This is a genomic window from Hyphomicrobium sp. NDB2Meth4, from assembly GCF_900117445.1.
Taxonomy (GTDB): Bacteria; Pseudomonadota; Alphaproteobacteria; order Rhizobiales; family Hyphomicrobiaceae; genus Hyphomicrobium_A.
The window spans coordinates 34679-57031 of the sequence record NZ_FPEJ01000001.1; the positions used below are offsets into that span (position 1 = coordinate 34679).

The window sequence follows — 22353 nt, forward strand, 5'->3', positions numbered from 1 at the left end:
CGAGGTGGACCGGACTGCTCACGCGCTTACCGGAGAGAGAGGGAAGGGATCGTCAGCCAGCCAGGCTGGTCGGTTGCGTGACGCCGTATTCCCTTACGAGACCGCCCAGCCAACTGTCATGTGGTGGGGTGTCCATTCCGACAACGCGTTTGTAGAGGCTGTGCCAGAGGTGCACGGCACGCGTTTGCGGCGTGAAGTACTGCGTAACCGCCTGACCATCGTGAAAGATGCGAATGTCGTCACGCCGCACAGGCGCGAACGGAAAGAACACATCTTTCGACTGCACATCGCCAACATGGCCGTTCGCACGCACGAAATGCGTCAGCGCCGCAGGGCCGTATAGTAGCCGCGGCGGCGGCTTGCCCTGCACCCACTTCTCGAAGCGCTTCCAGTGCATGCCAAGCCGCGTCGGCAGGGGATACCAAGGCGGAGCGTACGTTACGGGTCGCTTGCGGCAGAATGCCAAATAATCGGTCAGTACCGGACACCCGGGCTGCAATCCCAGAACAGCGCCGCAAATGCTCTCTCCTGAAACCTCCCAGGACATGAGGTATCGCTCAGACCCCAGCGGCTTAAGCACGATCATGTCGAGGTCGAACCACGTACCGCGACCCTGCGCCAAACCCTCGACCCGAAACCAGTCCGAGAAGTGATCGGGCACGCGCTGGTTGATGCAGCTGAGTTCCGGTGCATCGAGCACCTCTCGCGCGTCCTCTACGCGGACACCCAGCCCAGCCGCACGCAGCTCGTTTGGACTATAGGAAAAAACCGTGACGTCATGGCCAGCGGCAACCGCAGATGCGCAGCTTAGCCGCTCCATCCACGTCACCGGTCCCGACCAGTAAGAGAAAATCCGACCAGCCACGAGAGTCCCCCGACTGCCCGAAGTGTCGCGCACGCTTATGCGCAGATTGCCTTATAGACTCGAAACGACGCTATCTCGTCAAGAGACTGATTTTCAATCGTGTCTGCAAGGTCGAGGAGAGCGAACCACCGTCATTATTTCTCGCACCGATGCAGATACTCGCGCGGGGAGTTCGATTTGAACACCGCCGTGTTGGAATTCCAGTCGCCGATTTCGAGCAGATCTCGGTTCACCACCCGCTCGGCGATTGTGCAGTTCGACTTGCACTCTGTGCCGTCGGAGTTTTTCAGCTTCTGCGCCAGAATGATCCGCTGCCCGCGCACGTCGCCGGTGATGTCGATCAGGCGCTCGGTAAATGCCGCCTCGGAAGTGCTTCCCTCCTCGACCTTTCGGCTGAGCAGGAAGCTGCGGTTGCGCGGAATGTTCTCGGTCTTGACGTCAGTGCGCGTGTTGCACCAATAGCCGCCAAGGAACAAGGCATCGAAGTCCTGCGACTGCGCCACGGCCGGCTGACCCAAACACGCCAGGGAGGCGACGGCGGCGATGCTGATGCTTCTAAAGCTGACCACGTCTGGAGGCTCCTTGTTTGCTCGCCCCAGTGTCGCAGTGCGGCCCCCAGAAGTCCCCGGAATCCTGACCAGTAGGTATTGGCGCGCTTAAGGAGCAGAGCAAACTTGCTGATAGGTGCCTGGCTGACGCAAAGATGCATCTGCCACCCGCAGCACTTGCCTTCGGGCGAGAAATCGATAGGTCAACCGGACCGAAAGCTTTTACGCAGAAATTGGACGGCTGCCCCTTGGCAGCCACCACTCCGCCCAGGGCAGACATTCGATGACTAAGACCGCGATCACCCTTCACAAGAACGACCTGCCAGCCGGGCTGTCGTTCGGCCCCAGCGTCGCCGTCGACACCGAAACCCTTGGCCTCAATCCCAATCGTGACCGCCTGTGCGTCGTTCAGCTGTCCGCGGGCGACGGCACCGCCCACCTCGTCCAGCTCGACGGCAAAGACTATTCCGCCCCAAATCTCAAAGCGCTGCTCACCGACCCGGCCGTCCTGAAGATCTTCCACTACGCCCGCTTCGATATTGCCGTCCTCGAAAAGTACCTCGGCATCGTCACCGCGCCGATCTACTGCACCAAGATCGCCTCCAAGCTCGTGCGCACCTATACTGACCGCCACGGGCTCAAGGACCTCGTCTCCGAGCTGGCCGGCGTCGAGTTGTCGAAGCAGCAGCAAAGCTCCGACTGGGCCGCGAGCGAACTCTCCCAGCAGCAGCTGGCCTATGCAGCGTCAGACGTGCTCCACCTCCACACGGTGAAAGCAAAACTCGACGCCATGTTGGAGCGCGACGGCCGCACCCAGTTCGCCCAGGCCGCTTTCGGCTTCCTCAGCACACGTGCCAAGCTGGATCTGGCCGGATTCGGCGAGATCGATATATTCGCCCACTGAGCTCTCCCAGCGGGCGCCCGCGCCACGGGCTAGGCCATTGGCGCTAGTCCCAATATAACCCCAATTCACGGACATTTACCGGCAGCGGCTGAAGCCGCCAGCTTTGAACGGGCGCATGGCAACGACGACCAACCTCGCCCCCGGCCAGCCATGGACGGTGGGATCCTCAGCGGCCGACCGTGCACGCAATTTCGTGCGCGCGCGACGGCACACGCGCTTCGTCCGTGCACTGCGTTTCCTGCTGCCGAGCGGCGCTTGCGCCGTGCTCGCCCTCTATCTCGTCATGGTGCTCGAAACTGCTGGCTTGGTCGACGGCATCCCCCACGTCGAGCTGCCGCGTATCATCCCCGACAACCTGACGATGGATAACCCGCGCTACGAAGGGTTCAACAAGGACGGCGGCAAGTATGTCGTGGTTGCCGACACGGCCATCCAGGATCTCGTCAATACCGAGCACGTCCGCCTCAACGGCATCAACGGCGACCTAACCGACGCCAAAAAATCGAAGACCAATCTCAAGGCCGTGCAAGGTGACTTCAACACCAAGACCAACGAGCTATTGCTGTCCGGCGGCATCGACATCGTCGCCGAGAGTGGCCTCAAAGCGAAGCTGTCGAGCGCGACCATCCTTACCAAGGACAACGTCATCTTCTCCAAGGAGCCGGTGCTTGTCGAAATGCCATCCGGCACCATCCGCTCCAACGAGATGCGCCTGCTCAACAAGACCCGCGAGATCGCCTTTGTCGGCAACGTCGACGCCCATCTGACACCGAAGACTGACCCGGCGGCAGCCGACAAGCAGGCTGAGAAAACCGCAGCCGCACCGCTCATTGGCGGCGGCACGGGACCGATCGACGTCACGGCCAACCGCCTCGACATCGACGACACGGGCAAGACCGCAACCTTCACTGGCAACGTACGCGCCGTGCAGGGAGAAGCCGCCATCGAAACCGCGGCACTGCAGGTCTTCTACGAAGGCGGAAATGCGGACGATGCCGCTCTGCCCGGCGCTGGCAGCAAGATCAAGCGCATCGTCTCGACCGACCCCGTCGTCATGACGCGCGCCCCGCAAGATCGCGTCACCGGCGACAGCCTCGACTACGACGCCGCCAAACAAATCGCCGTCGTCGCCGGCGATGTGCACATGGCATCTGGCACTGACCGCAGCGCGACCGCAGCCAAAGCCGTCGTCGATCAGACGGCAGACACCATCCTCCTCACAGGCAACGTCGTCGTTAAGCAGGGCCGCAACAAGCTCGAGGGCGAGCGTCTCTTTGTAGAGCGCGCAACGGGCCGTACGCAGCTGACCTCGCCCGGTGGACCCCCGGCTCAGCCGGGACGCATTTCCTCGCGCTTCTTCCGCACCGATCAGAGCACAGATCAGATCAAAAGCGCCGCCACGCAGGCGGTCAAGCAGGCGGCTAGCGGACTGTTGGGGCAAGCACCCGTCTTCAAGACCGACCCGACCGCGCCGATCGACATCGACGCCGTACGCCTCGACGTTGACGACCGGGCAAAGCAAGCCGTCTTCAAGGGCGACGTCCGCGTGGTCCAGGGAGACTTTGTCGTACGCACATCCGAGCTGCGCACGTTCTACGCTGGCTCCGCAGGTTTAGCCGAAGAGCAGGCATCGCCCGCACAGAAGCAGGCCGCGCAGATCAACCGCATCGAAGCACGCGGCAAGGTCATCGTCACCTCCAAGAACGGCCAGAACGCTACTGGCGACTGGGCCGACTACGATGTAAAAAAGAACCTGGTCGTACTCGGCGGCGATGTCATCCTCACCCAGGGCAAGAACGTCGTGCGTGGCACCAAGCTCACTATCGACATGGTTAGCGGCGAGAGCATCATCGACAGCGCCAACAATGGCCCCTGGTCGGCCACGGCGACCCAAAATGGTCAGTCGCCTCAGGGATCTAAAGGACGCCAGACCACGCCTTCGCGCCCCAGCGCAATATTTTACCCTCGCGAGCGAAAGCCTGCCGAAAAGAAGCCCTCGGCCGGTGCTACCGGAACCGAAGTCCCCGGCAGGGGCTGGTCGACCGATTCCTCCAACTGACACCCAGATCGCGGCCAATACGCCCGATTGACAGGGGCGGTGATCGGCGCACCATGGACAGGCGGCCCTAGAGGGCCACGTGAGGTTCTCCGGACGTGCTTAAAATCCTTTCCTTCGGCTCCAAACCATCCCCTGCCGACGCCTACGGCGAGTGGGGAGAGGATGGGTACGGGCAGGCCGGCCAGGCAGCGTTGGGGGGCAGCGCCGAGCAGCTCGGCGCCGAGGGCTGGCTGACGGCCGATCACATCCAAAAGAGCTATAAGAAGCGCAAGGTCGTCCGCGGAGTCAGCCTCGCCGTGCGGCGTGGAGAATCCGTCGGATTGCTGGGTCCCAACGGCGCAGGCAAGACCACCGTATTCTACATGATCACCGGCCTAGTGCCCGCCGACGCCGGCAACATCACCATCGATGGCATGGACGTCACCCGTCTGCCGATGTATCGGCGCGCCCGCCTTGGCATCGGCTACCTTCCCCAGGAGGCATCGATCTTCCGCGGCCTCACCGTCGAGCAGAACATCATGGCCGTGCTCGAGATCGTCGAGCCATCAAAGAAGAAGCGCAAAGAAAAACTCGACAGCCTTCTCGAAGAATTCCGCATCACACGACTGCGCAAGTCTCCCTCGATCGCCCTTTCGGGTGGCGAACGGCGCCGCTGCGAAATCGCCCGCGCACTGGCATCCGGTCCATCCTTCATGCTGCTGGACGAGCCGTTCGCCGGCATCGACCCGATTGCCGTCGGGGACATCCAGGAACTCGTCCGCCACTTGACCGAGCGTGGGATCGGCGTTCTCATCACCGACCATAACGTGCGTGAAACGCTCGGTATGATAGACCGCGCGTACATCATCTATGACGGACAGGTCCTAACCCAAGGTAAGCCTGAGGAAATCATAGCGAACGACGACGTGCGCCGTGTGTACCTGGGAGACATGTTTGTTAACGAGCGCTGAGTAGACGGAACTCCGCGCAAGAGGAAACCGGGCGGGCGCATGGCGCTTTCGACGAAGCTAGAGCTGAGACAAGGCCAGCAGTTGGTGATGACACCCCAACTGCAGCAGGCCATCCGTCTGCTTCAGCTGTCGAACATCGAACTCACCCAGTACGTCGAATCCGAGCTGGAGCGGAATCCGCTGCTCGAGCCCGACGACGGCGCCAGCGAAGTTCCGGTGCGCACTGAAACTGACGCGCCAGAATTCAGCAAGAACGACGAGCCGGCAGCCAATGGCGAAAGCGATTGGGTCGACCTCGAAAAGCCGGTGGCCGACCCTGAGGCAACGTTCGATACCGAATACGAGAACGTATATCCCGACGGCAGCGCCGCCGACGCCGCCGGAGGCGCTGACGCTTCTGGCTGGGCCTCGCTGCGCCAGCGCGGAGCTGTCAGCGGCGATGACGTCAATATCGAGGCCTACCTCACCAACGACGTCTCACTGCGCGAGCACCTGAGCGAGCAGGTTCCGCTCGTCCTCAGCGAGCCCGCCGAACGCCTGATCGGCCAGTATCTCGTCGATATGGTCGACGAAGCGGGCTACCTGCCTGGCGCCGACCTTGCCTCCATCGCCGAGAAGCTCGGTGCTCCGCTCGAACTCGTCGAAAAAGTCCTCGCCTCCCTGCAGACACTCGATCCGCCCGGCGTTTGCGCGCGCTCGCTAGCTGAATGCCTCGCGTTGCAGCTCAAAGAGCAGAACCGATTCGACCCGATCGTCGCAAAGCTGCTCGATAACCTGCACATACTTGCCAGCCACAACTTAGCGGCACTGCGCAAGGCTGTCGGCGTCGAAATGGACGAGCTTCTCGAGATGATCGCCGAGATCAAGAAGCTCAATCCCAAGCCCGGCCTCAAGTTCGGCTCGGTTCAGCTTCAGCCCATCGTGCCCGACGTCCTCGTACGCGCCTCTCCTAATGGCTCGTGGATCATCGAGTTGAACACCGAGACGCTCCCGCGCGTGCTCGTCAACCGCACGTACCTCACCACCGTTTCGCAAGCGGCCGGCTCGGCGTCAGATCGCAACTATCTCCTCGAATGCCTGCAGACCGCCAACTGGCTGGTGAAGAGTCTCGATCAGCGCGCTCGCACCATCCTTCGCGTCTCCGAAGAGATCGTGCGCCAGCAGGATGCGTTCTTCACGCACGGCGTGCAGTATCTGCGACCGCTGAACCTGCGCACCGTCGCCGATGCCATCTCGATGCACGAATCCACCGTCTCGCGCGTCACCTCCAACAAGTACATGGCAACGCCGCGCGGCATCTTCGAGCTGAAGTACTTCTTCACCTCGGCCATCGCTTCCGCCGACGACGGCGAGTCGCATTCCTCCGAAGCCGTCCGCCATCGCATCAAGCAGATGATCGACGGCGAAACACCCGCAACCGTGCTCTCCGATGACAAGATCGTCGAGAAGCTCAAGAGCGACGGCATCGACATCGCGCGCCGCACCGTCGCCAAGTACCGCGAAGCGATGCGCATTCCCTCATCCGTGCAGCGTCGCCGCGACAAGCGCCTGACCGAGCGCGTCGGGCCCGCCACCTGACCACGCCTTCCGGAGGGCTTGTGTGCACCTCCCGACTGCTCTATAGGCAGCCGCGCATGGCGAGGTGAGCCGATGCATAACCGACCCCCGCTATAACTCGCATGCATAACCGGGCATGGCCTCGTTCTTGCAGCTTCATGCGACGAGGATATCCCCCGAACGGACACAAGCTGGAGGACATTTTCCCGGAACAGCGCGCGGCAGCGGCATTACAAGAGGCTAAGCCCCTGTGAACCAAAGCCGAATTCAGCGCGTTGCTAGACTGAGCTGCCGGTTTCCTGTGCAGTCGACCTTGGCAGTGCCATCTTTTTGGTTTCTCAGCACACCAAGGCACTTACCCAGGGGATAGCGCGGCTGCGCCGGCAGAGGGTACGTGCGGGGGCACGATCGTATAGGTAGAATTGCGAGACTGGCGGGTCGTCGCTGCGCAGGTACTTCGGGCCTCGCTGACGACCATCACTCGCATCAGGTTGGAACAGGATTTTAAGATGGATCTCTGCGACCTGCTGGCTTCCGACGGCATCATCCCGTCGCTTAAGGCAACGAGCAAGAAACACGCGCTTCAGGAGCTGGCGACCATCGCCGCTGAGCGAACCGGTCTCGACCAGCACGAGATCTTCAACACGCTGCTGCAGCGCGAGCGCCTCGGCTCCACCGGGCTCGGCCGCGGCGTCGCCGTTCCGCATGTCAAACTGCACGGCCTGCGCAACATCTTTTGTCTGTTCGCGCGCCTCGAAGAGCCGATCGACTATGAATCGCACGACAACGAACCGGTCGATCTTCTGTTCTTGCTGCTGGCCCCGGACCACGCCGGCGGCGATCATCTGAAAGCGCTAGCCAGCATTTCGCGCGTCGTGCGCGAGCCTTCGGTGCTCGATGCGCTGCGCACCGCCCAGGACACAGCGGCACTGCGCTCTGCACTGACGCACCCGCTGCCCTCGCACGCAGCTTAGCACCGAGACCAGAACGTATCGGTGCGCCTTAAGGAAGTGCCGGGCAACCGTTGGATTGCCCGAGCACCAGCATCGCTCCCAGCGCCACGCCGCCAACGATGATGCGCCACCATCCGAACAGCGCAAAGCCGTGGCGGTTCACGTAATTGAGCAGGTGCCGCACAACGAACACGGCTGCAATGAACGCGGTGATGAATCCGAGAACGATATTGAACACATCGCCCGGCTGCAGCACCGACCAGTTCTTGTAGAGATCGTAGCTGAACGCACCGACCATCGTCGGCATGGCAAGGAAGAACGAGAACTCCGCCGCCGAGCGTTTGTCAGTTCCCAAGAGCATCGCGCCGACAATCGTCGATCCCGACCGCGACACACCGGGGATCATCGCGAAGCACTGAATGACGCCGATCTTGAAGGCCAGCGACAGCGGAAAATCCATCGCGTTGTTGTACCGAACCGGTAGATGCATCCGATCGACGGCCAGCAGGACAATCCCGCCCACGATCAGCATCACGGCGATCAGCATCGGCGTCTCGAACAGCACGCTCTTGATGAAGCCATGCGCCAGAACGCCAATCACCGCCGCCGGCAGAAACGCCAGGAACACGCCGAATACGAACCGCCGCGCCGAAGGATCGTAGGGAATGGCCATCGCCACCCGCGTCAGCTTCACCGAATAGACGCTGAGAATGGCGAGGATGGCGCCGAGCTGAATGAGAACTTCGAACGTCTTTCCTGGATTGCACACGCCCAGGAAGTGTTCAGTCAGCAAGAGATGCCCGGTCGATGAGACGGGCAAAAACTCGGTCAAGCCCTCGATGAGGCCAAGCAGAATCACTTCCCAGATCGGCATTTAGGCCTCGTGATTTATCTGAGGGGCTGTGCGGAGCGCACGATTAGCAGGATTTAGCCGAGCCCGGTGCCACTCCCGCGCCACATGCGACGATTGTCATATTCGCTGTCACCCCGTACGACCCGTTTGCGCCCATGCAATGATGATAGGCAACGCTGAGCAATGCCAACACTGACCCACTTTCGGCTCTGCCCCTATTCGCGCACCGCGCGCTTGGCCCTGGCGGAGCTCGGCGTCGAGGTTGATCTGGCGGAAGAGCGCCCCTGGGAGTGGCGCCCCGAATTTCTGGCACTCAATCCCGCGGGCGAGTTGCCTGTCCTGCAGTTGGACGGCACGCCCCCCTTATGCGGCATCTACGCCATCTCCGAATATCTCGCCGAAACACCTGCCGCCGAAAGCGAGGACGAGCCGGCAATCCAGCTCCTACCCGGTGACCGCGTCCAGAAGGCCGAAATCCGCCGTCTGGCCGACTGGTTCAACGGCAAATTTAACCGCGAGGTCGTACACGAACTTTTGCAGCAAAGGGTTTACACACGCTTGCAGCCAGACGCCGCCAGTGCCCCGGACGTCGACTTCCTGCGCGCTGTACGCGCCAACCTGCGCTACCATATGAGCTATATCAGCTATCTGGCCGACAACCGGCGATGGCTCGCCGGCGAGGAACTTTCGATCGCCGATCTCGCCGCCGCCGCGCATGTCTCCGTCGCCGACTACCTGGGTGAAGTGCCATGGGAGGAGCATCCCGTCGCCAAGACGTGGTACGCACGCCTCAAGTCGCGGCGCTCGTTCCGCTCGCTGCTGGCCGATCGCGTTCCCGGCGCTCTCCCGACGGCGCACTATGCCGATCTCGATTTCTGATGGACTTGATGGACGACGCGTGAGTGTGGAGCTCAAACAGCTGATCAATCGGCGAGCCGGCGAGCTCGGCTTCGATGCCGTGCGCGTCACGACGCCCGATGCGGTCGCTGCCGCCGGCACCCGGCTCGCCGAGTTCCTCGCCGAAGGCCGTCACGGCGACATGGGCTGGATGGAAGCGCACGCCGAACGCCGTCAGAGCCCGGCGCGCCTGTGGCCCGATGTGCGCTCGATCATCATGCTCGGCATGAGCTACGCGCCCGAGGAAAACCCGCTTGCCGCACTCGATCGTCCGGAGCGTGGCGTGATTTCCGTTTACGCGCGCGGCAAGGACTATCACGACATCCTCAAGGGCAAGCTGAAGCAGCTCGCGGCATTCCTCGCCCAGCAAGGTGGCGTTGAGGCAAAAGTCTTCGTCGATACGGCCCCGGTGATGGAAAAGCCGCTCGCCGCCGCCGCTGGACTGGGCTGGCAGGGCAAGAGCACCATGCTCATCTCGCGCGAGCACGGCACTTGGCTTTTTCTCGGCGCCATCTTCACCACGGCTGAACTGCCGCCCGACGCAAGCGAGCCCGATCACTGCGGCAGTTGCACCCGCTGCCTCGACGTCTGCCCCACGTCGGCATTCCCCGCGCCCTACCAGCTCGATGCCCGCCGCTGCCTCGCCTACCTGTCGATCGAGCACAAAGGGCACATCCCCGCTGAGTTTCGCCGCGCCATGGGCAACCGCGTGTTCGGCTGCGACGATTGCCTCGCCGTGTGCCCATGGAACAAGTTCGCAGAGCGCGCGCGCGAAGCGCGCTTTGCCGCCCGCGCCGAAACCGACAATCCCCCGCTCGCCGAACTCCTCACGCTCGACGACGCAGCCTTTCGTGTGCGCTTCGCCGGCACCCCCATTAAGCGCACCGGCCGCGACCGCTTCCTGCGCAACGTGCTGATCGCCGCGGGCAACGCGGGCGATCAGGGCCTCCTGCCCCGCATCGAGCCGTTGCTCACCGACGCTTCCCCGCTGGTGCGCGCGATGGCCGTGTGGGCCATACGCCAGATCACCGCCGACGACATCGGCGACACACTCCGGCATAGGCACCTCGCGCGCGAAGGCGACAGCGACGTGCGCGCCGAATGGCAGACAACGGCACCGCTATGAGTAAGCTATTCTGCTTCGGGCTCGGCTACAGCGCCGCCCGCATCGCCCGCACGCTCGCCTCCGAAGGCTGGCAGATCGCCGGCACCGCGCGCACGCAAAAGGGCGCCGACACGATATCCGCTGCCGGCTATCAGCCCTTCATATTTGACGGCCAGACGCCGAACTCCGCCATTGCCGAAGCATTGGCAGCATCAACCCACGTGCTGATCTCCGCCCCGCCCGGGGACGACGATCCTGTTCTCCGCCATCACGGCGATGATCTACGCCGCGCCGCATCGCTGAACTGGATCGGCTACCTGTCGACCATCGGCGTCTATGGCGACCGCAATGGCGGCTGGGTGGATGAGACCTCCGCAACCGACGCGACGTCGGTGCGCGGACGCCAGCGCGTTGCCGCCGAAGCCAGTTGGCTCGCGCTCGGCCAATCTCTGCATGTCCCGACGCAGATTTTCCGCCTCGCCGGCATCTATGGCGTTGGCCGCAGCGCTATCGACAAGCTGCGTGAAGGCACAGCTCATCGCATCATCAAGCCGGACCAGGTATTCAACCGCATCCACGTCGATGACATCGCACGCACGGTGTGCGCGGCCATGGTCGGCCCCACCATGAGCCAAGTCTACAATGTAACCGACGACGAGCCCGCGCCGCCGCAGGACGTCGTCACCTATGCGGCCGAGCTGTTGGGAGTTGCACCACCCCCCGAAGTCCCCTACGCCGACGCGCAGCTCTCTCCCATGGCGCGCAGCTTTTACGCCGACAACAAGCGCGCCAGCAATGCACGCCTTCACCAAGAGCTTGGCGTGACACTGAAATTTCCGACCTACCGCGAAGGCCTGCGCGCCATCCTCGCCGAGTTGTCTGGCGGCTGATTCTCTATCCACAGTCCGTTCAGCCTCCGTTCAACCGCCGCCCGCTTTATTGGCGGAATTAGGTCGTGCTCTAGGCACGACTGAGGGGAGCACCGGCTCCATCGGACGATATTGGCGAGGATGCTATGCGGTCGGCAACGAGTTGCCTCCGTCGCGGGATGTTGTGTGCCGCGACACTGATGAGCTGTGCCCTGAGCACGCAGAATGCTTTGGCTGCTGACGACGCCGCGCACGCACTTGCACAGAAATTCTCCCAGGCCGCCGACGACGGCGAACGCGCTGAGGAAGCGCGCCAGACCGAAGCACGCCGCAAGGCGGAAGCCGCCAAGCGCAAGGCAGCCGCCGAAGCCCAGCGCGCCGCCGACGAGGCAGAGATGCTGCGCCGTGCTCAGGCCGAAGCCGAGCAGCGTCACGCCGCCGACCAGGCACGCCTCAAAGCCGAGCTCGAAGCCGAGCAGCAGGCTGCCCGCGCTCAGGCCGATCAAATGGCTGCTCAAGCGCGCCAGCAACAGCTGGAACAGGAACGCCGCCAGGAAGAGGCACGCCGCGCCGAAGCCGAACGCCTGACGCGCGAAGTGGAGGCAAAGCGTATTGCCGAAGAACGCCAAATCGCTGAGGAGCGCCGCATCGCCGAAGCAAAGGCCGAAGCTGCGCGCAAGGCAGAAGCCGCCCGTGTCGCCGAGCAGAAGCGCAAGGCCGAGGAGGCCCGCGTCGCTGAAATCCGCCGCGCGGCCGAGCAAGCCGAAAAGAGGCGCCAGGCCGAAGAAGCACGCGTTGCCGATCTGAGGCGTCAGGCACTTGAAGCCGAAGCGAAGCGCAAGACCGAGGAAGACCGCCTTGCCGAGCAGCGCCGCATCGCCGAAGCCAAAGAAGCCGAAACCCGCCGCGCCCTCGAAGCGCAGCGCGAAGCCGAGGCCCAGCGCATCGCCGAAAAATTCCGCATCGCTCGCGAAGCCCGCGAGCGCAACAAGGCTACGCGCAACAGTCTCGGCGGACCTCTGCCCGAAGCGGCTGCTGCACCATCGCCTTTCATCGAGCAGGCAGCGCCCGCCCGCACTGCACGCCCTAGTTATCCGCAGCGCGTGACTGTGCTTGTCGTTATGCAGCCGCGCCGCCACGGCTTCGCCGGATCCAAGATGACCGCTAACCCCGTCCTCTGCGTCGGCAACGATTGCTACGTCAGCAACGGCGCCGGCAAACCGGCCAGCGCCCTGCGCCGCGCCCAGGCACTCGGGCCCGGCAACACCATCGGCCGCAACGCAGGTGTCTGCCGCAACCATACCACGTGCGTGTTCCGCGGCGTGATGCTGCCCGCACCGCTATCCGCCATTCAGCCCGTGGACATGGGCTTCCTGCGCCATGACCGCCGCGAGATCCGCACCGTGGAACCCGATTATTCGTGTGACGTTGCCGCCGGACAGCTCAGCTGCTCGGGCGCCATCGAAACCGAAGGCTATCGCGCCTGGGTCATCCCCGAGCAAGTCGCGGAGAAAGCCGGAAGCCGCCTGATCGAGTACGCGCTCGATCACGGCCTGCCCGTCTCGCGCTCTGCTGGAATGGGCAGCTGGAATTCGACCGTTCAGGCCTCGCCGGTGAGATAGCCGATCCGCCCGTGCGAAACCTGACGTTTCGCTTCCAAGAACTCGTACACCTCACGCGCATGCAGCGGCCGCCCCGTGCGGTCGATGCTGCGCCGTTCCAACGCCAGTAGCTCGGCTAGTAGCGGCTCCGCCGTCCTGTGCAGCATGGCCACGGCTTGAATGGTCGCGCGCTGCATGTTCGGCGGCACCTTGGGCACCACATCGGCGATGAGATCCTTCGCCCTGGACGACAGCTGCCCCGAAAGCTGGCCGAGATAGCCGATCAACTTGATCGGCATGTCTTCGCGGAATCGATATCCGTGCTCGTCCATCCATAGGAACAGCCGGTCCATCAGCAGATCCTGCAGCCTCAGGCGCGAGGTCACACGATAGTCCTGCCACTCGGCAACCAGATCGAATGCCGGCTCCAGCTCGATGTCCGCGGGCGCGAATGTCTCGCGCGCGGTCACACCGATCCGCTCCACGAAATCGCGGTTCTTCATGTCGAAGCGCGTCGTGAACGTCGGCAGCATATACGCCCGGTCGCTGGCGAGTGCGAAGGCCTTCCGCACCAGCTTGGAGCAGAACAGCTCCTTGTTGCCGGAAAGCTCCATCGTGAAGTCGTACCAGATGTGCCGGCTGTCTTTTTCGTTGGAGTGCCGCACCAGCTCATGGATCAGCGCCGCCGCCCGCGCCGCAAGTTGCGCGTCGCGGTGCCGGAACAGCACGCACCTTCCGAGGCCATGCTGCAGCGTGTGGCTGAGCGGATTGATCACCGCACCTGCTTCGATCAGCGCTTCCACCACCCAATGCTTTCCGTTGGCATCGGTGTGAATGATCGCGAGGTGGCTGAACTGGCTGTCGACGTCTCCGATCCGCGCGATAGCGGCGCTGTTGTGATGCATGCCGCGCATCAGCAGCACATCGCCCGAGCGAAAGTCGATGTCTTGTCCGTTGTCGAACGCCGGATTGACCAGGGTATTGATGTTGTGGCCGGTGAAGCCGCGCAGCGTTGCCTCGTCCGGCCCCAGGTGCGCATAGCGAATGTTCAATTCGCCCAGCATGTCGGTCGCATAGCGCGCGATCCGCAGCGCATTGCGCAACGCCTTCTGCCCCTGCAGCGTCATGAACCCGCGCGCGTGCCAATCGGCGATCTGACCGCGCAGCTTAAGCCGCAGCGCAAAGATCGATTGCGCGATGTCCGGGGCGAGCCGCGCCAGCGTCTGCACATCGTAGCGATCGAAGCTGACGTTGAACGTCGCCTCGTAAAGATCGTTGAGATTGGCGGCCAGCTCCTTTGCAGTGGTTGCTGGCCGCTCCGCGATCTCTCCGACGGCTGCGAGGTCCTCCTCGAGCCGGTGCCGGGGCGCAGTATGCAGCATCTTGTCCTCCCCTAGTCCCGCTACCTCCTTACCATGCCGGGGAAAGACGACGGATGCATGTTGGCAACATCATGAAGGGCTGCTGCCACCCAGCAGTTTGACCGAGCTGGCCTGCGGGCCCATCGGCCCCTCCGCCACCGCCCGCGTCACATGCACGAGCGAGCCGATCTTGATGTTCTCGAACGAACCGTTTCCGCAGACTTCGCGGGAGAAATAGAGATCCGGCGAGTCCTTCACCTCGACAAACCCATAGTTCTGGTCGGGGAAGATGCGCACCACCACGCCGGTATCGCCCGCCGTCCCGTGCACTTTCACCTCGCCCTTGCGGATCGCGCTGATCTGCTCGAGCTGGCGCTCAGCGGCCTCGAACACCCGGTTGACGATCGGCGAATGGTCACCGTTCACCTGGCGCCGTTCTTCCTCGCCCTTGGCCACAACCGGACCGCGCCCGGGAATGTCGATCTCAACCGCGATAGCGAGCGGCGGCTTTGCCCCTTCCGGGCTACGGTGTGGAATTTCGACGACGACGCGCGCGCCCGTTATGTTTGGGTAGAAGCGCTGCAGCCGCTTGGCACGTTCGCGGATCAGCGCTTCCATAGAAGCCGAGCTTTCCACGTTTTTGAATGCGATCTGCAGAGGTCTTTCCATAGTTCTCTCCGTTCTTCGGTCGCAACGTATCGACGCGCAATCAAAGCGCCCACTCATGGTCGTCCGATGGCGCATCGGTGGTAATTGATGTGGCGCAAGCTGCTGAAAGAGTAGCGGCATTTCTCAAGTGGCAATTGTCCCGTCGTTTGCATCCCTGGGCCGGGCGCACACTGGCGCCAGACGCCGTGCGCCCGCCTACTGCTTCAGATTATTGATGTTGAGTGTGTCGGAGTTGGAATCAACATCCGCCGGATTGAAAGGCGTCGGATCGTTCTCGATTCCAGGCATCGGTGGCTTGGCGTTTGGATTTGCCCAAGGCGGGCGATAGCCCGTGTCCGGCTCAGGCTGCGGCACGGCGGCCGGCCTTTCGACCTCGACACTGGTCCCGTCCTCAGCGCTCATTGCAGCGCCGGTCGGAAGCAACACCATCAATCCGGTGATGGCGATAACGCGAAAGCCCCAATGTGTCATGGCGGCGCTCGCCCTTCTGTAACTTCACCGACCAGCTTTCCACGGACTGACGCGTCTGTCGATGCCTCATTCGCTGTGCGGCTTAGCGTCCCGCGCGACCTGCCCGATTTTATTGAAAAGCAGGGCTAAATCCTCCGGCCGCGACAGCCGATGCTCGCCGTCGGGGATTTCCACCATCTCGGCCCAATTCCCCTGCAGCAGGCTCATCAGAGCGCGCGCGTGGCCGATCGGCACGGCGGCGTCCAGGCGCCCCTGCAGGATGACGACCGGGCGTCCGGGATCGAACGGTTCATTTGCCATAAGATGATTGCGCCCCTCCTCGATCAAGGCCCGCGTGATCTCGTAGGGCGCTCCGTATTCGGAAGGTTGACGGTACACGCCAGTCTCGGCCATCTCCTGCCGCGCCCGCGCATCGAACTGCTTCCACATCAGCTCTTCGGTCATGTCCCAGGCCGGCGCGATCAGCACCAGACCGGCGATGCGCTTTGCCTCCTCGGGAGCTGCCCGCATCAGCCGCCGCAGCAGAAGCAGCGCGATGTAGCCGCCCATGCTGGAGCCAATGATAATCTGCCGGCCCGAGGTGAGCCGGAACACGGCCTCGGCCTCGTCCAGCCAAGCGCCGATGGTGCCGTCGAGAAAGGCTCCGCCGGAAACGCCATGCCCCGAATAGTCAAAGCGCGTGCAGCCATAGCCATTGGCCTTGGCAAAGACGGCAAGCTCCGTGGCCTTGGTGCTCGCCATGTCGGACTTGTAGCCCGATAGCCAGAACAGCCCCATTTCCCCGTCCGGAGCCGGATCGATGCGATAGGCGATGCGGCGCGGCAGCGCGCCGGCAACCGATTTCATGTCAAGGAATTGCGGTTCGCTGTCACTCAATCTAAACAACCCTTTCGCCGCCGGAGGATTAGCTTGTGGCCGAGAAGCGCCCGACCATACTGCAGATCATCCCGGAGCTCGATACCGGCGGAGCGGAGCTTTCCACCATCGAGATCGCCGACGCCGTGCATACCGCCGGCGGCCATTGCATCGTCCTGACGGAAGGCGGTCGCCTCGTTCAGCGTCTGCGCGACACGGGCGCCGAGGTGCACTTCTTCTCGGCCGCCACCAAGAACCCGATCCACATGCTGTGGAACGCGCACCGCATCGCCAACATCGTCCGCCGCCAGAGCGTCTCGCTGATCCACGCGCGCAGCCGCGCGCCCGCTTGGAGCGCATTGATCGCCGCCCGGCGCACCGGCGTGCCCTTCGTTACGACCTACCACGGCGCCTACGCGGAAAAATCCGAGCTCAAGCGCAAGTACAACAGCGTCATGGCACGCGGCGACGTCGTCATCGCCAATTCCAATTACACCGCCGACCTCGTTCGCATGCGCTACGGAACGCCGCGCTCTAAGCTGCGCGTGATCTATCGCGGCGTCGATGGCCGTCTGTTCGATCCGGTGAATGTCGCCGCGACCCGCGTCGAGGCCGTCCGCCGCCGCTGGGGCGTCGAAGACAAGCAGCGCGTCGTACTGCATGCTGCTCGCCTGACGCCGTGGAAAGGTCAGCGCTACGTCATCGAGGCAGCTCAGATCCTCAAGCAGCGCGGCATCGGCGATGAGGTCGTCTTCATCCTTGCGGGCGACGCCCAGCGCCGCGGCGCCTACCAGGCAGCCCTCGTACAGCAGATCGAAGCCGCCGGACTCGAGGGCAGTGTGCGCCTCGTCGGCCACGAGGACGACATGGCCGCCGCCTTCCGCGCCGCACACATCGCGGTCGTCGCCTCGATTGAGCCCGAAGCCTTCGGCCGCGCCGCCACCGAAGCGCAGGTGATGTCGACGCCGGTCATCGCAACGGACATCGGCGCGCCGCCCGAAACCGTGCTCGGTCGCCCCGGCGTGCCGGCAACGCGCGCCACCGGCTGGCTTGTCCCGCCCGAGGATGCAACTTGCATCGCTGATGCTCTCGCCGAAGCATTTGCCATGTCCGGAACTGATCTGACCCGCATGGGCGAGCGCGCCCGCGACCACGTGCTGAGGTCATTCTCGCTGCGGCAGATGAAGCAGCAGACGCTCCAGGTCTATGACGAATTGCTCGGCACTGAGCTCGCGCAAAAGGTCTGAGCCGCCATTTTCGCTGAGCGCCACACTGTGCGCAAAACGTCAGCAGAAGCCCCCGGCAAGATTGCACAATCACCGTCTCGCTGACATTGCGCGGCCGAACTGCGACCATCGGGTAATTTTCTATACGAATAGAGTAAGGTATTTTCAGACCCCGCCCGGAAGACGGATTTTTTCCCCTTCCCAATGCGGAAAGAGACCAGACCATGAGCGTCACTATTATTTTCGGATCGGACGGCGGTGCAACGCGCGGCGTAGCTTCGAGGATCTCTAAAAAATGCCAAGGGCGGTCCGTCGACATCAAAGACGCGACGACCTCGGATTTCGAGAACTGCACTCTTCTGATCCTCGGATCGCCGACATACGGCGACGGCACTTTGCAGTCTGACTGGGAAGAACACATCGAAAAGCTGCGAACCGCCGACATCAAGGGCAAACGCGTCGCCATCTTCGGCACCGGCGACCAGCAGACCTATCCGCTCTCCTTCGTCGATGCGATCGGCATCCTCTATGAAGAGGTATCCGCACTCGGCGCAGAAGTTGTCGGTTTCACCGAAACGGCCGGCTACGACTATTCCGGTTCCGCCGCTGAGCGCGACGGCAAATTCGTCGGCCTTGCCCTCGATCTCGATACCCAATCAAGCATGACAGAAAAGAGGGTAACTGCATGGTTGAGCCAATTGCTCTGATCGGCACCCGCGACCCGGCCCTCTCGCCCCAGCCCACCAGTGCGGAAAACGGCATTCCCGTGCTGCGCCTGTTCCATCACAGCCTCTACGAGCTGAAGCGTGGCGTCCGCGCCCTGTTCCTCATGACCGTCAGCCGCCCCGAGCTTGAATTGGTTCACCCCAAGCTGGTGACCCAGGATATTTCCTATTTCGTCCAGGAGCTGAACCCGGCAAAGGTCAATCTGTTCTTCGGATCGGCCCCACACGTCGCCGTAGCGCAGCTCCTGGTGACGCGCCCGCTCTACGCGCTCACCGCCGAGGAAGACTTCATGCTCGGCACATTGCTCGGATACGATTGCGAGCAGCAGTGCCGCCGCTTCCTCACCCGTTCAGTGCACAGCACCGAGGCCGCATTGGCCGCGGAATAGCGAAGCTCGGGCAGCCTCCGCCGCCCACGATTAAGGCCCGCGCATTTCCTTCCGCGTGCTCTCCTTGGGCTTCGCGACCACCGCGCGACGCAGCCGCCCATCCGTAACCGCGCCGTGCACCACTGTTTCAATGTACCGCGGCAGCGCGAATGAAGCATTGTGCACCGCCGGCGTCCAATACCTTGTCGCGATCCCGCGCTTGGCTTGGCGCTTCGCCAGCTTCTTCACCGTGATGTCGAGGTGATCGTCTTCATCCGACGCCCAGTTAAGCGCGAACGGGCCACCGAAATAGCACGGCTGCGTGCACAGGTACGGCGCCACATGATTGAACAGGGTCGCGAACGAACGCGTCGTGTCGCGCAAATGATCGGGAAACAGGAAAGGCAAACCGTTCTGCGTAACCAAGATGCCGTCTTCCTTCAGCGCATGCTTGCACGCGGCAAAGAACTCGGGCGTATGCAGCACCGCCGAAGGTCCAATCGGCTCCGATGAATCTACGATGATGGCGTCGAAGCGCTCTTCCGTTTCAGCAACGAACTTCCTTCCATCGGCAATCACCACCACGGTGCGTTCATCATCGAATGTATTGCCCGGGATCTCCGGGTAGTACTTCAGCGCCGTGTCGATCACCTCTCGGTCGATTTCGCACAACAACGCCCGTTCGACCGACGGATGCTTCAGCACTTCGCGCAGCACGCCACCATCGCCGCCGCCGACCACCAGCACCTGCCGGGGCTTATCGAGGGCCATCAGCGGAACATGCGCCATCATCTCGTGATAGATGAACTCGTCCGACGTCGTCAGCTGACACACGCCATCGAGCATCAGCACCGTGCCCCAAGTGCGATTCTTGAAAATAACGAGATGCTGGTGCTCGGTCTTCACCTCATGCAGCACCTCGTCCGCCGCAAGGCGCACGCGCCAATGGGGATGAAACGTCTCCTCGATCCAGCGATCCATTTAGCCTCCTCAGCAGCAGCACACGCCGATGCCGCCGACCCAGAGGGAATACCACGCCGGGCAGACTTTTCTACACGTGCCGCGCGCTATTTGCCTGCTTGCGCCGTGTTGGTGCGCAGATGCTTGAGCACCGCTTCCGTTGGCCAGCAGTCGATCTTCAATCCGTTCTTCTTCTGGTAGATACCGACCTGCCGACGCGTATTTGAACCGATCTTGCCGTCGATCTTGTCCATCGGGTAGCCGTTCTTCTCCAGGAGGGCCTGAATCTCCCGCACCTGTGCCGTGCGCGGTTGCGCCACCTTCGCCGCCGGCACGTGGAATCCGCCCGCCCCGGCGATGCGGTCGGCTAGGTCGCCGACGAACAGCGCATAAAGGTCTGACGTGTTGTAGAGCCGAATGACCTTGAAATTCTCCGTCACCAGAAACGCCGGCCCGTAAGCACCCGACGGCATCATCAGATAGGCGCGAATATCGTTGTCCGCCGCGGTGAATGGTTTGTTCCCCGTGCGCGTGAAGCCAAGCTTGCGCCATTCGCCGATCGTGCGCTCTCCCGGCGGGCCCTCGAGCGAGCAATCACCGCCGTCCGGCAGGTGCGCCTCATAGCCCCACTTCAAGCCGCGCACCCAGCCCTTGTTGGCGAGCTGGCGCGCCGCCGAAGCGAGCGCATCCGGCACGCTGGTGAAGATGTCGACCTTGCCGTCTCCGTCACCGTCTTCCAGATGCTGGAAGTATTCCGTAGGCATGAACTGCGTGAGGCCCACCGCGCCGGCCCACGAAGCGCGCATCTTCGAGCGCGGCACGCCCGACTGCAGCATCTTCAGCGCCGCCAGCAATTCCAGCTTGAACTCGTCCTTACGCCGTCCTGTGAAGGCCTGCGTCGCCAGCACGCGAATGGCGTCGTGCGGCAGCTTATGCGTGCCATACGCCGTCTCGCGGCCCCAGATCGCCACCATGATGTAGCGGTCGACGCCGGTCTTCTTCTCGATGTTGACGATGTCCTTCTCATGCTCCTTGAGGAACTTGCGTCCCTGCACCGCGAGCGTCGAAAGATATTTCGGATTGAGATATTCGAACGCCGACTTCGTGAACTCGGCCTGTCCTGCACTGTCGTCGCGCTTGCGCCCATCGATGACGAGGTCCGGCAGCGAGTAGTCCGGCTTCAGTCCCTTGAAGGCCGCATCGAACGTTGCACGCGAAACGCCCTGCGCTTCCGCTTCCGGCCATAGGCTCTGCAGGAAATCCTGGAACGCATCGGCGGCAGACGCGGGAGCGCTCACCGAGATCGCGGCAGCCATCGCCATTGCGATGGCGGCCAGAGCCCCGAGCGCCCGTGCGCTGAGACCAGCGCGCAAACCCGATCCGCGCTTATCCGATGTAACGCTGCCAAGCTTCACTTGGACCTCCTCAATGCTGATCGAGCGCGCGTCTCGCACGCTCGTCCACCCTGATTTCCGGGCGAATTTGCGGCCCCATGTCGCTAATCGGAGCCGCCGGAAGCGCTAGCTAGCGTTCTTGAACTGCTGCAGATGCGTTTCCCAGGCGAGAGCCTGCACGGTGATGGTTTCCAAATTATCGAACTCAGGGCGCCAACCAAGACGCATCCTGATTTTATCGGATGCCGCAACGATCGCCGCCGGATCACCCGGACGCCGCTGCGACATCCGCACCTCGAAATCCGCGCCCGAGGTGCGCTTCACCGCATCGATTACCTGCAGAACCGAGAAGCCGCGCGAATACCCGCAATTGAACACATCCGACTCTCCGCCCGCCCGCAGATGGCGTAACGCCGCCATGTGTGCCCGGACGAGATCCGTGACGTGAATATAATCGCGGATGCAGGTTCCGTCCGGCGTCTCATAGTCGGTGCCGAACACCTCCATGTAAGGCCGTTTGCCCAGAGCCGCCTCGCTCGCCACTTTGATCAAATGCGTTGCCTGCGGCGTCGACTGCCCCGCGCGTCCCTTGGGATCAGCACCGGCAACGTTGAAATAGCGCAGCGCGACGTACCGGAACTTATGCGCCCGCGCGGTATCGGCCAGCATGATTTCCGTCATCAGCTTAGATGAGCCGTACGGCGACATCGGTGCCAGCGCGGCATCCTCGCGCACCGGGATTTCCTTGGGCATGCCATAAACGGCTGCTGTGGATGAGAAGATGAAATTCTCGATTCCCATCTCGACGGCGACCTCCATGAGGGCGCGCGACTTCACGGTGTTGTTGTGATAGTAGCCCAGCGGATCGACGACCGATTCCGGCACCACGATCGAGCCGGCAAAATGTATGATCGACTTGATGCCATGCTTCCGCACGATGCTCCGGACGAGTTCCTGATCGCCCACATCCCCCACGACCAGTGTCGCGTTTTCTGGGACCGCCCATCGGAAGCCCGTCGACAGGTTGTCGAGAACGACGACATTCTCCCCATTGTCGAGAAGTTCGAGAACCATATGGCTGCCAATGTACCCGGCACCGCCGGTAACGAGGATGGTCATCGGTCTTCTTGGCCCTCTGAATCCTGGATCGATTTGGAACTGAT

Annotated in this window: 22 protein-coding genes; 12 read left to right on the top strand and 10 right to left on the bottom strand. The window is 62.8% G+C overall.

Features of this window, described 5'->3' with window-relative positions:
- Nucleotides 1-52: 52 nt before the first annotated feature.
- Both NDB2M4_RS00150 and NDB2M4_RS00155 read right to left on the bottom strand, forming a co-directional pair.
- Nucleotides 53-865, bottom strand: coding sequence for a glycosyltransferase family 32 protein (locus NDB2M4_RS00150; protein WP_139247026.1), 813 nt, complete (start codon nucleotides 863-865; stop codon nucleotides 53-55).
- A gap of 134 nt (nucleotides 866-999) precedes the next feature.
- On the bottom strand, nucleotides 1000-1434 hold the full coding sequence (locus NDB2M4_RS00155; protein ID WP_139247027.1) for a hypothetical protein: 435 nt from the start codon (nucleotides 1432-1434) through the stop codon (nucleotides 1000-1002).
- A 262-nt stretch (nucleotides 1435-1696) separates the two neighbouring features.
- On the opposite strand from NDB2M4_RS00155, the gene NDB2M4_RS00160 reads away from it, so the two are divergent.
- The 5 genes from NDB2M4_RS00160 to NDB2M4_RS00180 all read left to right on the top strand — a co-directional run bounded on the left by NDB2M4_RS00160 (nucleotide 1697) and on the right by NDB2M4_RS00180 (nucleotide 7857).
- Complete coding sequence (locus tag NDB2M4_RS00160; RefSeq protein ID WP_072368994.1) at nucleotides 1697-2317, top strand: ribonuclease D; 621 nt, start codon at nucleotides 1697-1699, stop codon at nucleotides 2315-2317.
- 115 nt (nucleotides 2318-2432) lie between these two features.
- Nucleotides 2433-4376, top strand: coding sequence for an LPS export ABC transporter periplasmic protein LptC (gene lptC / locus NDB2M4_RS00165; protein ID WP_072368995.1), 1944 nt, complete (start codon nucleotides 2433-2435; stop codon nucleotides 4374-4376).
- A 95-nt stretch (nucleotides 4377-4471) separates the two neighbouring features.
- On the top strand, nucleotides 4472-5326 hold the full coding sequence (gene lptB / locus NDB2M4_RS00170) for an LPS export ABC transporter ATP-binding protein (RefSeq protein WP_083555539.1): 855 nt from the start codon (nucleotides 4472-4474) through the stop codon (nucleotides 5324-5326).
- Nucleotides 5327-5365: 39 nt separating this feature from the next.
- Complete coding sequence (gene rpoN / locus NDB2M4_RS00175; RefSeq protein ID WP_072368996.1) at nucleotides 5366-6904, top strand: RNA polymerase factor sigma-54; 1539 nt, start codon at nucleotides 5366-5368, stop codon at nucleotides 6902-6904.
- Nucleotides 6905-7392: 488 nt separating this feature from the next.
- On the top strand, nucleotides 7393-7857 hold the full coding sequence (locus NDB2M4_RS00180; protein ID WP_072368997.1) for a PTS sugar transporter subunit IIA: 465 nt from the start codon (nucleotides 7393-7395) through the stop codon (nucleotides 7855-7857).
- 28 nt (nucleotides 7858-7885) lie between these two features.
- On the opposite strand, the gene NDB2M4_RS00185 is transcribed toward NDB2M4_RS00180, so the two are convergent.
- Entirely contained in the window at nucleotides 7886-8710 is an 825-nt protein-coding gene (locus NDB2M4_RS00185) for an undecaprenyl-diphosphate phosphatase (RefSeq protein WP_072368998.1), read from the bottom strand.
- A gap of 162 nt (nucleotides 8711-8872) precedes the next feature.
- On the opposite strand from NDB2M4_RS00185, the gene NDB2M4_RS00190 reads away from it, so the two are divergent.
- From NDB2M4_RS00190 to NDB2M4_RS00205, 4 genes are all read left to right on the top strand, one after another.
- The gene (locus NDB2M4_RS00190; protein ID WP_072368999.1) at nucleotides 8873-9568 is read left to right on the top strand and encodes a glutathione S-transferase family protein; all 696 of its coding nucleotides are present in this window, start codon (nucleotides 8873-8875) and stop codon (nucleotides 9566-9568) included.
- On the top strand, nucleotides 9549-10712 hold the full coding sequence (gene queG, locus NDB2M4_RS00195) for a tRNA epoxyqueuosine(34) reductase QueG (protein ID WP_072369000.1): 1164 nt from the start codon (nucleotides 9549-9551) through the stop codon (nucleotides 10710-10712). Before NDB2M4_RS00190 ends, queG begins: the two co-directional genes overlap by 20 nt.
- A complete protein-coding gene (locus NDB2M4_RS00200) occupies nucleotides 10709-11581 on the top strand; it encodes an SDR family oxidoreductase (protein WP_072371480.1) in 873 nt (290 codons plus the stop codon). Before queG ends, NDB2M4_RS00200 begins: the two co-directional genes overlap by 4 nt.
- 209 nt (nucleotides 11582-11790) lie before the next feature.
- Nucleotides 11791-13182, top strand: coding sequence for a hypothetical protein (locus tag NDB2M4_RS00205; protein ID WP_139247028.1), 1392 nt, complete (start codon nucleotides 11791-11793; stop codon nucleotides 13180-13182).
- Here the strand turns inward: NDB2M4_RS00205 and NDB2M4_RS00210 are convergent.
- The 4 genes from NDB2M4_RS00210 to NDB2M4_RS00225 all read right to left on the bottom strand — a co-directional run bounded on the left by NDB2M4_RS00210 (nucleotide 13161) and on the right by NDB2M4_RS00225 (nucleotide 16508).
- On the bottom strand, nucleotides 13161-14543 hold the full coding sequence (locus tag NDB2M4_RS00210; protein WP_072369002.1) for a YiiX/YebB-like N1pC/P60 family cysteine hydrolase: 1383 nt from the start codon (nucleotides 14541-14543) through the stop codon (nucleotides 13161-13163). The genes NDB2M4_RS00205 and NDB2M4_RS00210 overlap by 22 nt on opposite strands.
- A 69-nt stretch (nucleotides 14544-14612) precedes the next feature.
- Nucleotides 14613-15191: an HPF/RaiA family ribosome-associated protein gene (locus NDB2M4_RS00215; RefSeq protein WP_072369003.1), complete on the bottom strand. Its 579-nt coding sequence runs from the start codon at nucleotides 15189-15191 to the stop codon at nucleotides 14613-14615.
- Nucleotides 15192-15386: 195 nt separating this feature from the next.
- The gene (locus NDB2M4_RS00220; RefSeq protein WP_072369004.1) at nucleotides 15387-15662 is read right to left on the bottom strand and encodes a hypothetical protein; all 276 of its coding nucleotides are present in this window, start codon (nucleotides 15660-15662) and stop codon (nucleotides 15387-15389) included.
- Nucleotides 15663-15728: 66 nt separating this feature from the next.
- Nucleotides 15729-16508, bottom strand: coding sequence for an alpha/beta hydrolase (locus NDB2M4_RS00225; protein WP_139247029.1), 780 nt, complete (start codon nucleotides 16506-16508; stop codon nucleotides 15729-15731).
- Nucleotides 16509-16573: 65 nt separating this feature from the next.
- On the opposite strand from NDB2M4_RS00225, the gene NDB2M4_RS00230 reads away from it, so the two are divergent.
- The 3 genes from NDB2M4_RS00230 to NDB2M4_RS00240 all read left to right on the top strand — a co-directional run bounded on the left by NDB2M4_RS00230 (nucleotide 16574) and on the right by NDB2M4_RS00240 (nucleotide 18857).
- Nucleotides 16574-17764: a glycosyltransferase family 4 protein gene (locus NDB2M4_RS00230; RefSeq protein WP_072369006.1), complete on the top strand. Its 1191-nt coding sequence runs from the start codon at nucleotides 16574-16576 to the stop codon at nucleotides 17762-17764.
- Between the two features lie 203 nt (nucleotides 17765-17967).
- Nucleotides 17968-18450 (top strand): flavodoxin FldA, encoded by a 483-nt coding sequence (gene fldA, locus NDB2M4_RS00235; protein ID WP_072369007.1) that lies wholly within the window; start codon nucleotides 17968-17970, stop codon nucleotides 18448-18450.
- Nucleotides 18429-18857 carry a DUF2023 family protein gene (locus tag NDB2M4_RS00240; protein ID WP_083555543.1) on the top strand — a complete coding sequence of 143 codons (429 nt, stop codon included), beginning with the start codon at nucleotides 18429-18431 and terminating at the stop codon, nucleotides 18855-18857. The genes fldA and NDB2M4_RS00240 overlap by 22 nt, the downstream gene beginning before the upstream one ends.
- A 30-nt stretch (nucleotides 18858-18887) precedes the next feature.
- On the opposite strand, the gene speE is transcribed toward NDB2M4_RS00240, so the two are convergent.
- The 3 genes from speE to galE all read right to left on the bottom strand — a co-directional run bounded on the left by speE (nucleotide 18888) and on the right by galE (nucleotide 22309).
- Entirely contained in the window at nucleotides 18888-19817 is a 930-nt protein-coding gene (gene speE / locus NDB2M4_RS00245; RefSeq protein WP_072369008.1) for a polyamine aminopropyltransferase, read from the bottom strand.
- Nucleotides 19818-19903: 86 nt separating this feature from the next.
- Nucleotides 19904-21211 carry a lytic murein transglycosylase gene (locus tag NDB2M4_RS00250; RefSeq protein WP_244536003.1) on the bottom strand — a complete coding sequence of 436 codons (1308 nt, stop codon included), beginning with the start codon at nucleotides 21209-21211 and terminating at the stop codon, nucleotides 19904-19906.
- 105 nt (nucleotides 21212-21316) lie between these two features.
- Entirely contained in the window at nucleotides 21317-22309 is a 993-nt protein-coding gene (galE, locus tag NDB2M4_RS00255; RefSeq protein WP_072369009.1) for a UDP-glucose 4-epimerase GalE, read from the bottom strand.
- Nucleotides 22310-22353: the final 44 nt, after the last annotated feature.

Excerpts from the sequence above, each read along its gene's own strand:
- NDB2M4_RS00190 (WP_072368999.1), top strand. The coding sequence starts at position 8,873 with ATGCCAACACTGACCCACTTTCGGCTCTGCCCCTATTCGCGCACCGCG.
- NDB2M4_RS00185 (WP_072368998.1), bottom strand. The coding sequence starts at position 8,710 with ATGCCGATCTGGGAAGTGATTCTGCTTGGCCTCATCGAGGGCTTGACC.
- speE (WP_072369008.1), bottom strand. The coding sequence starts at position 19,817 with ATGGATCGCTGGATCGAGGAGACGTTTCATCCCCATTGGCGCGTGCGC.
- NDB2M4_RS00160 (WP_072368994.1), top strand. The coding sequence starts at position 1,697 with ATGACTAAGACCGCGATCACCCTTCACAAGAACGACCTGCCAGCCGGG.
- NDB2M4_RS00200 (WP_072371480.1), top strand. The coding sequence starts at position 10,709 with ATGAGTAAGCTATTCTGCTTCGGGCTCGGCTACAGCGCCGCCCGCATC.
- NDB2M4_RS00210 (WP_072369002.1), bottom strand. The coding sequence starts at position 14,543 with ATGCTGCATACTGCGCCCCGGCACCGGCTCGAGGAGGACCTCGCAGCC.
- galE (WP_072369009.1), bottom strand. The coding sequence starts at position 22,309 with ATGACCATCCTCGTTACCGGCGGTGCCGGGTACATTGGCAGCCATATG.
- NDB2M4_RS00220 (WP_072369004.1), bottom strand. The coding sequence starts at position 15,662 with ATGACACATTGGGGCTTTCGCGTTATCGCCATCACCGGATTGATGGTG.
- fldA (WP_072369007.1), top strand. The coding sequence starts at position 17,968 with ATGAGCGTCACTATTATTTTCGGATCGGACGGCGGTGCAACGCGCGGC.
- NDB2M4_RS00180 (WP_072368997.1), top strand. The coding sequence starts at position 7,393 with ATGGATCTCTGCGACCTGCTGGCTTCCGACGGCATCATCCCGTCGCTT.
- NDB2M4_RS00240 (WP_083555543.1), top strand. The coding sequence starts at position 18,429 with ATGGTTGAGCCAATTGCTCTGATCGGCACCCGCGACCCGGCCCTCTCG.
- rpoN (WP_072368996.1), top strand. The coding sequence starts at position 5,366 with ATGGCGCTTTCGACGAAGCTAGAGCTGAGACAAGGCCAGCAGTTGGTG.
- NDB2M4_RS00215 (WP_072369003.1), bottom strand. The coding sequence starts at position 15,191 with ATGGAAAGACCTCTGCAGATCGCATTCAAAAACGTGGAAAGCTCGGCT.
- queG (WP_072369000.1), top strand. The coding sequence starts at position 9,549 with ATGCCGATCTCGATTTCTGATGGACTTGATGGACGACGCGTGAGTGTG.
- NDB2M4_RS00225 (WP_139247029.1), bottom strand. The coding sequence starts at position 16,508 with ATGAAATCGGTTGCCGGCGCGCTGCCGCGCCGCATCGCCTATCGCATC.
- lptC (WP_072368995.1), top strand. The coding sequence starts at position 2,433 with ATGGCAACGACGACCAACCTCGCCCCCGGCCAGCCATGGACGGTGGGA.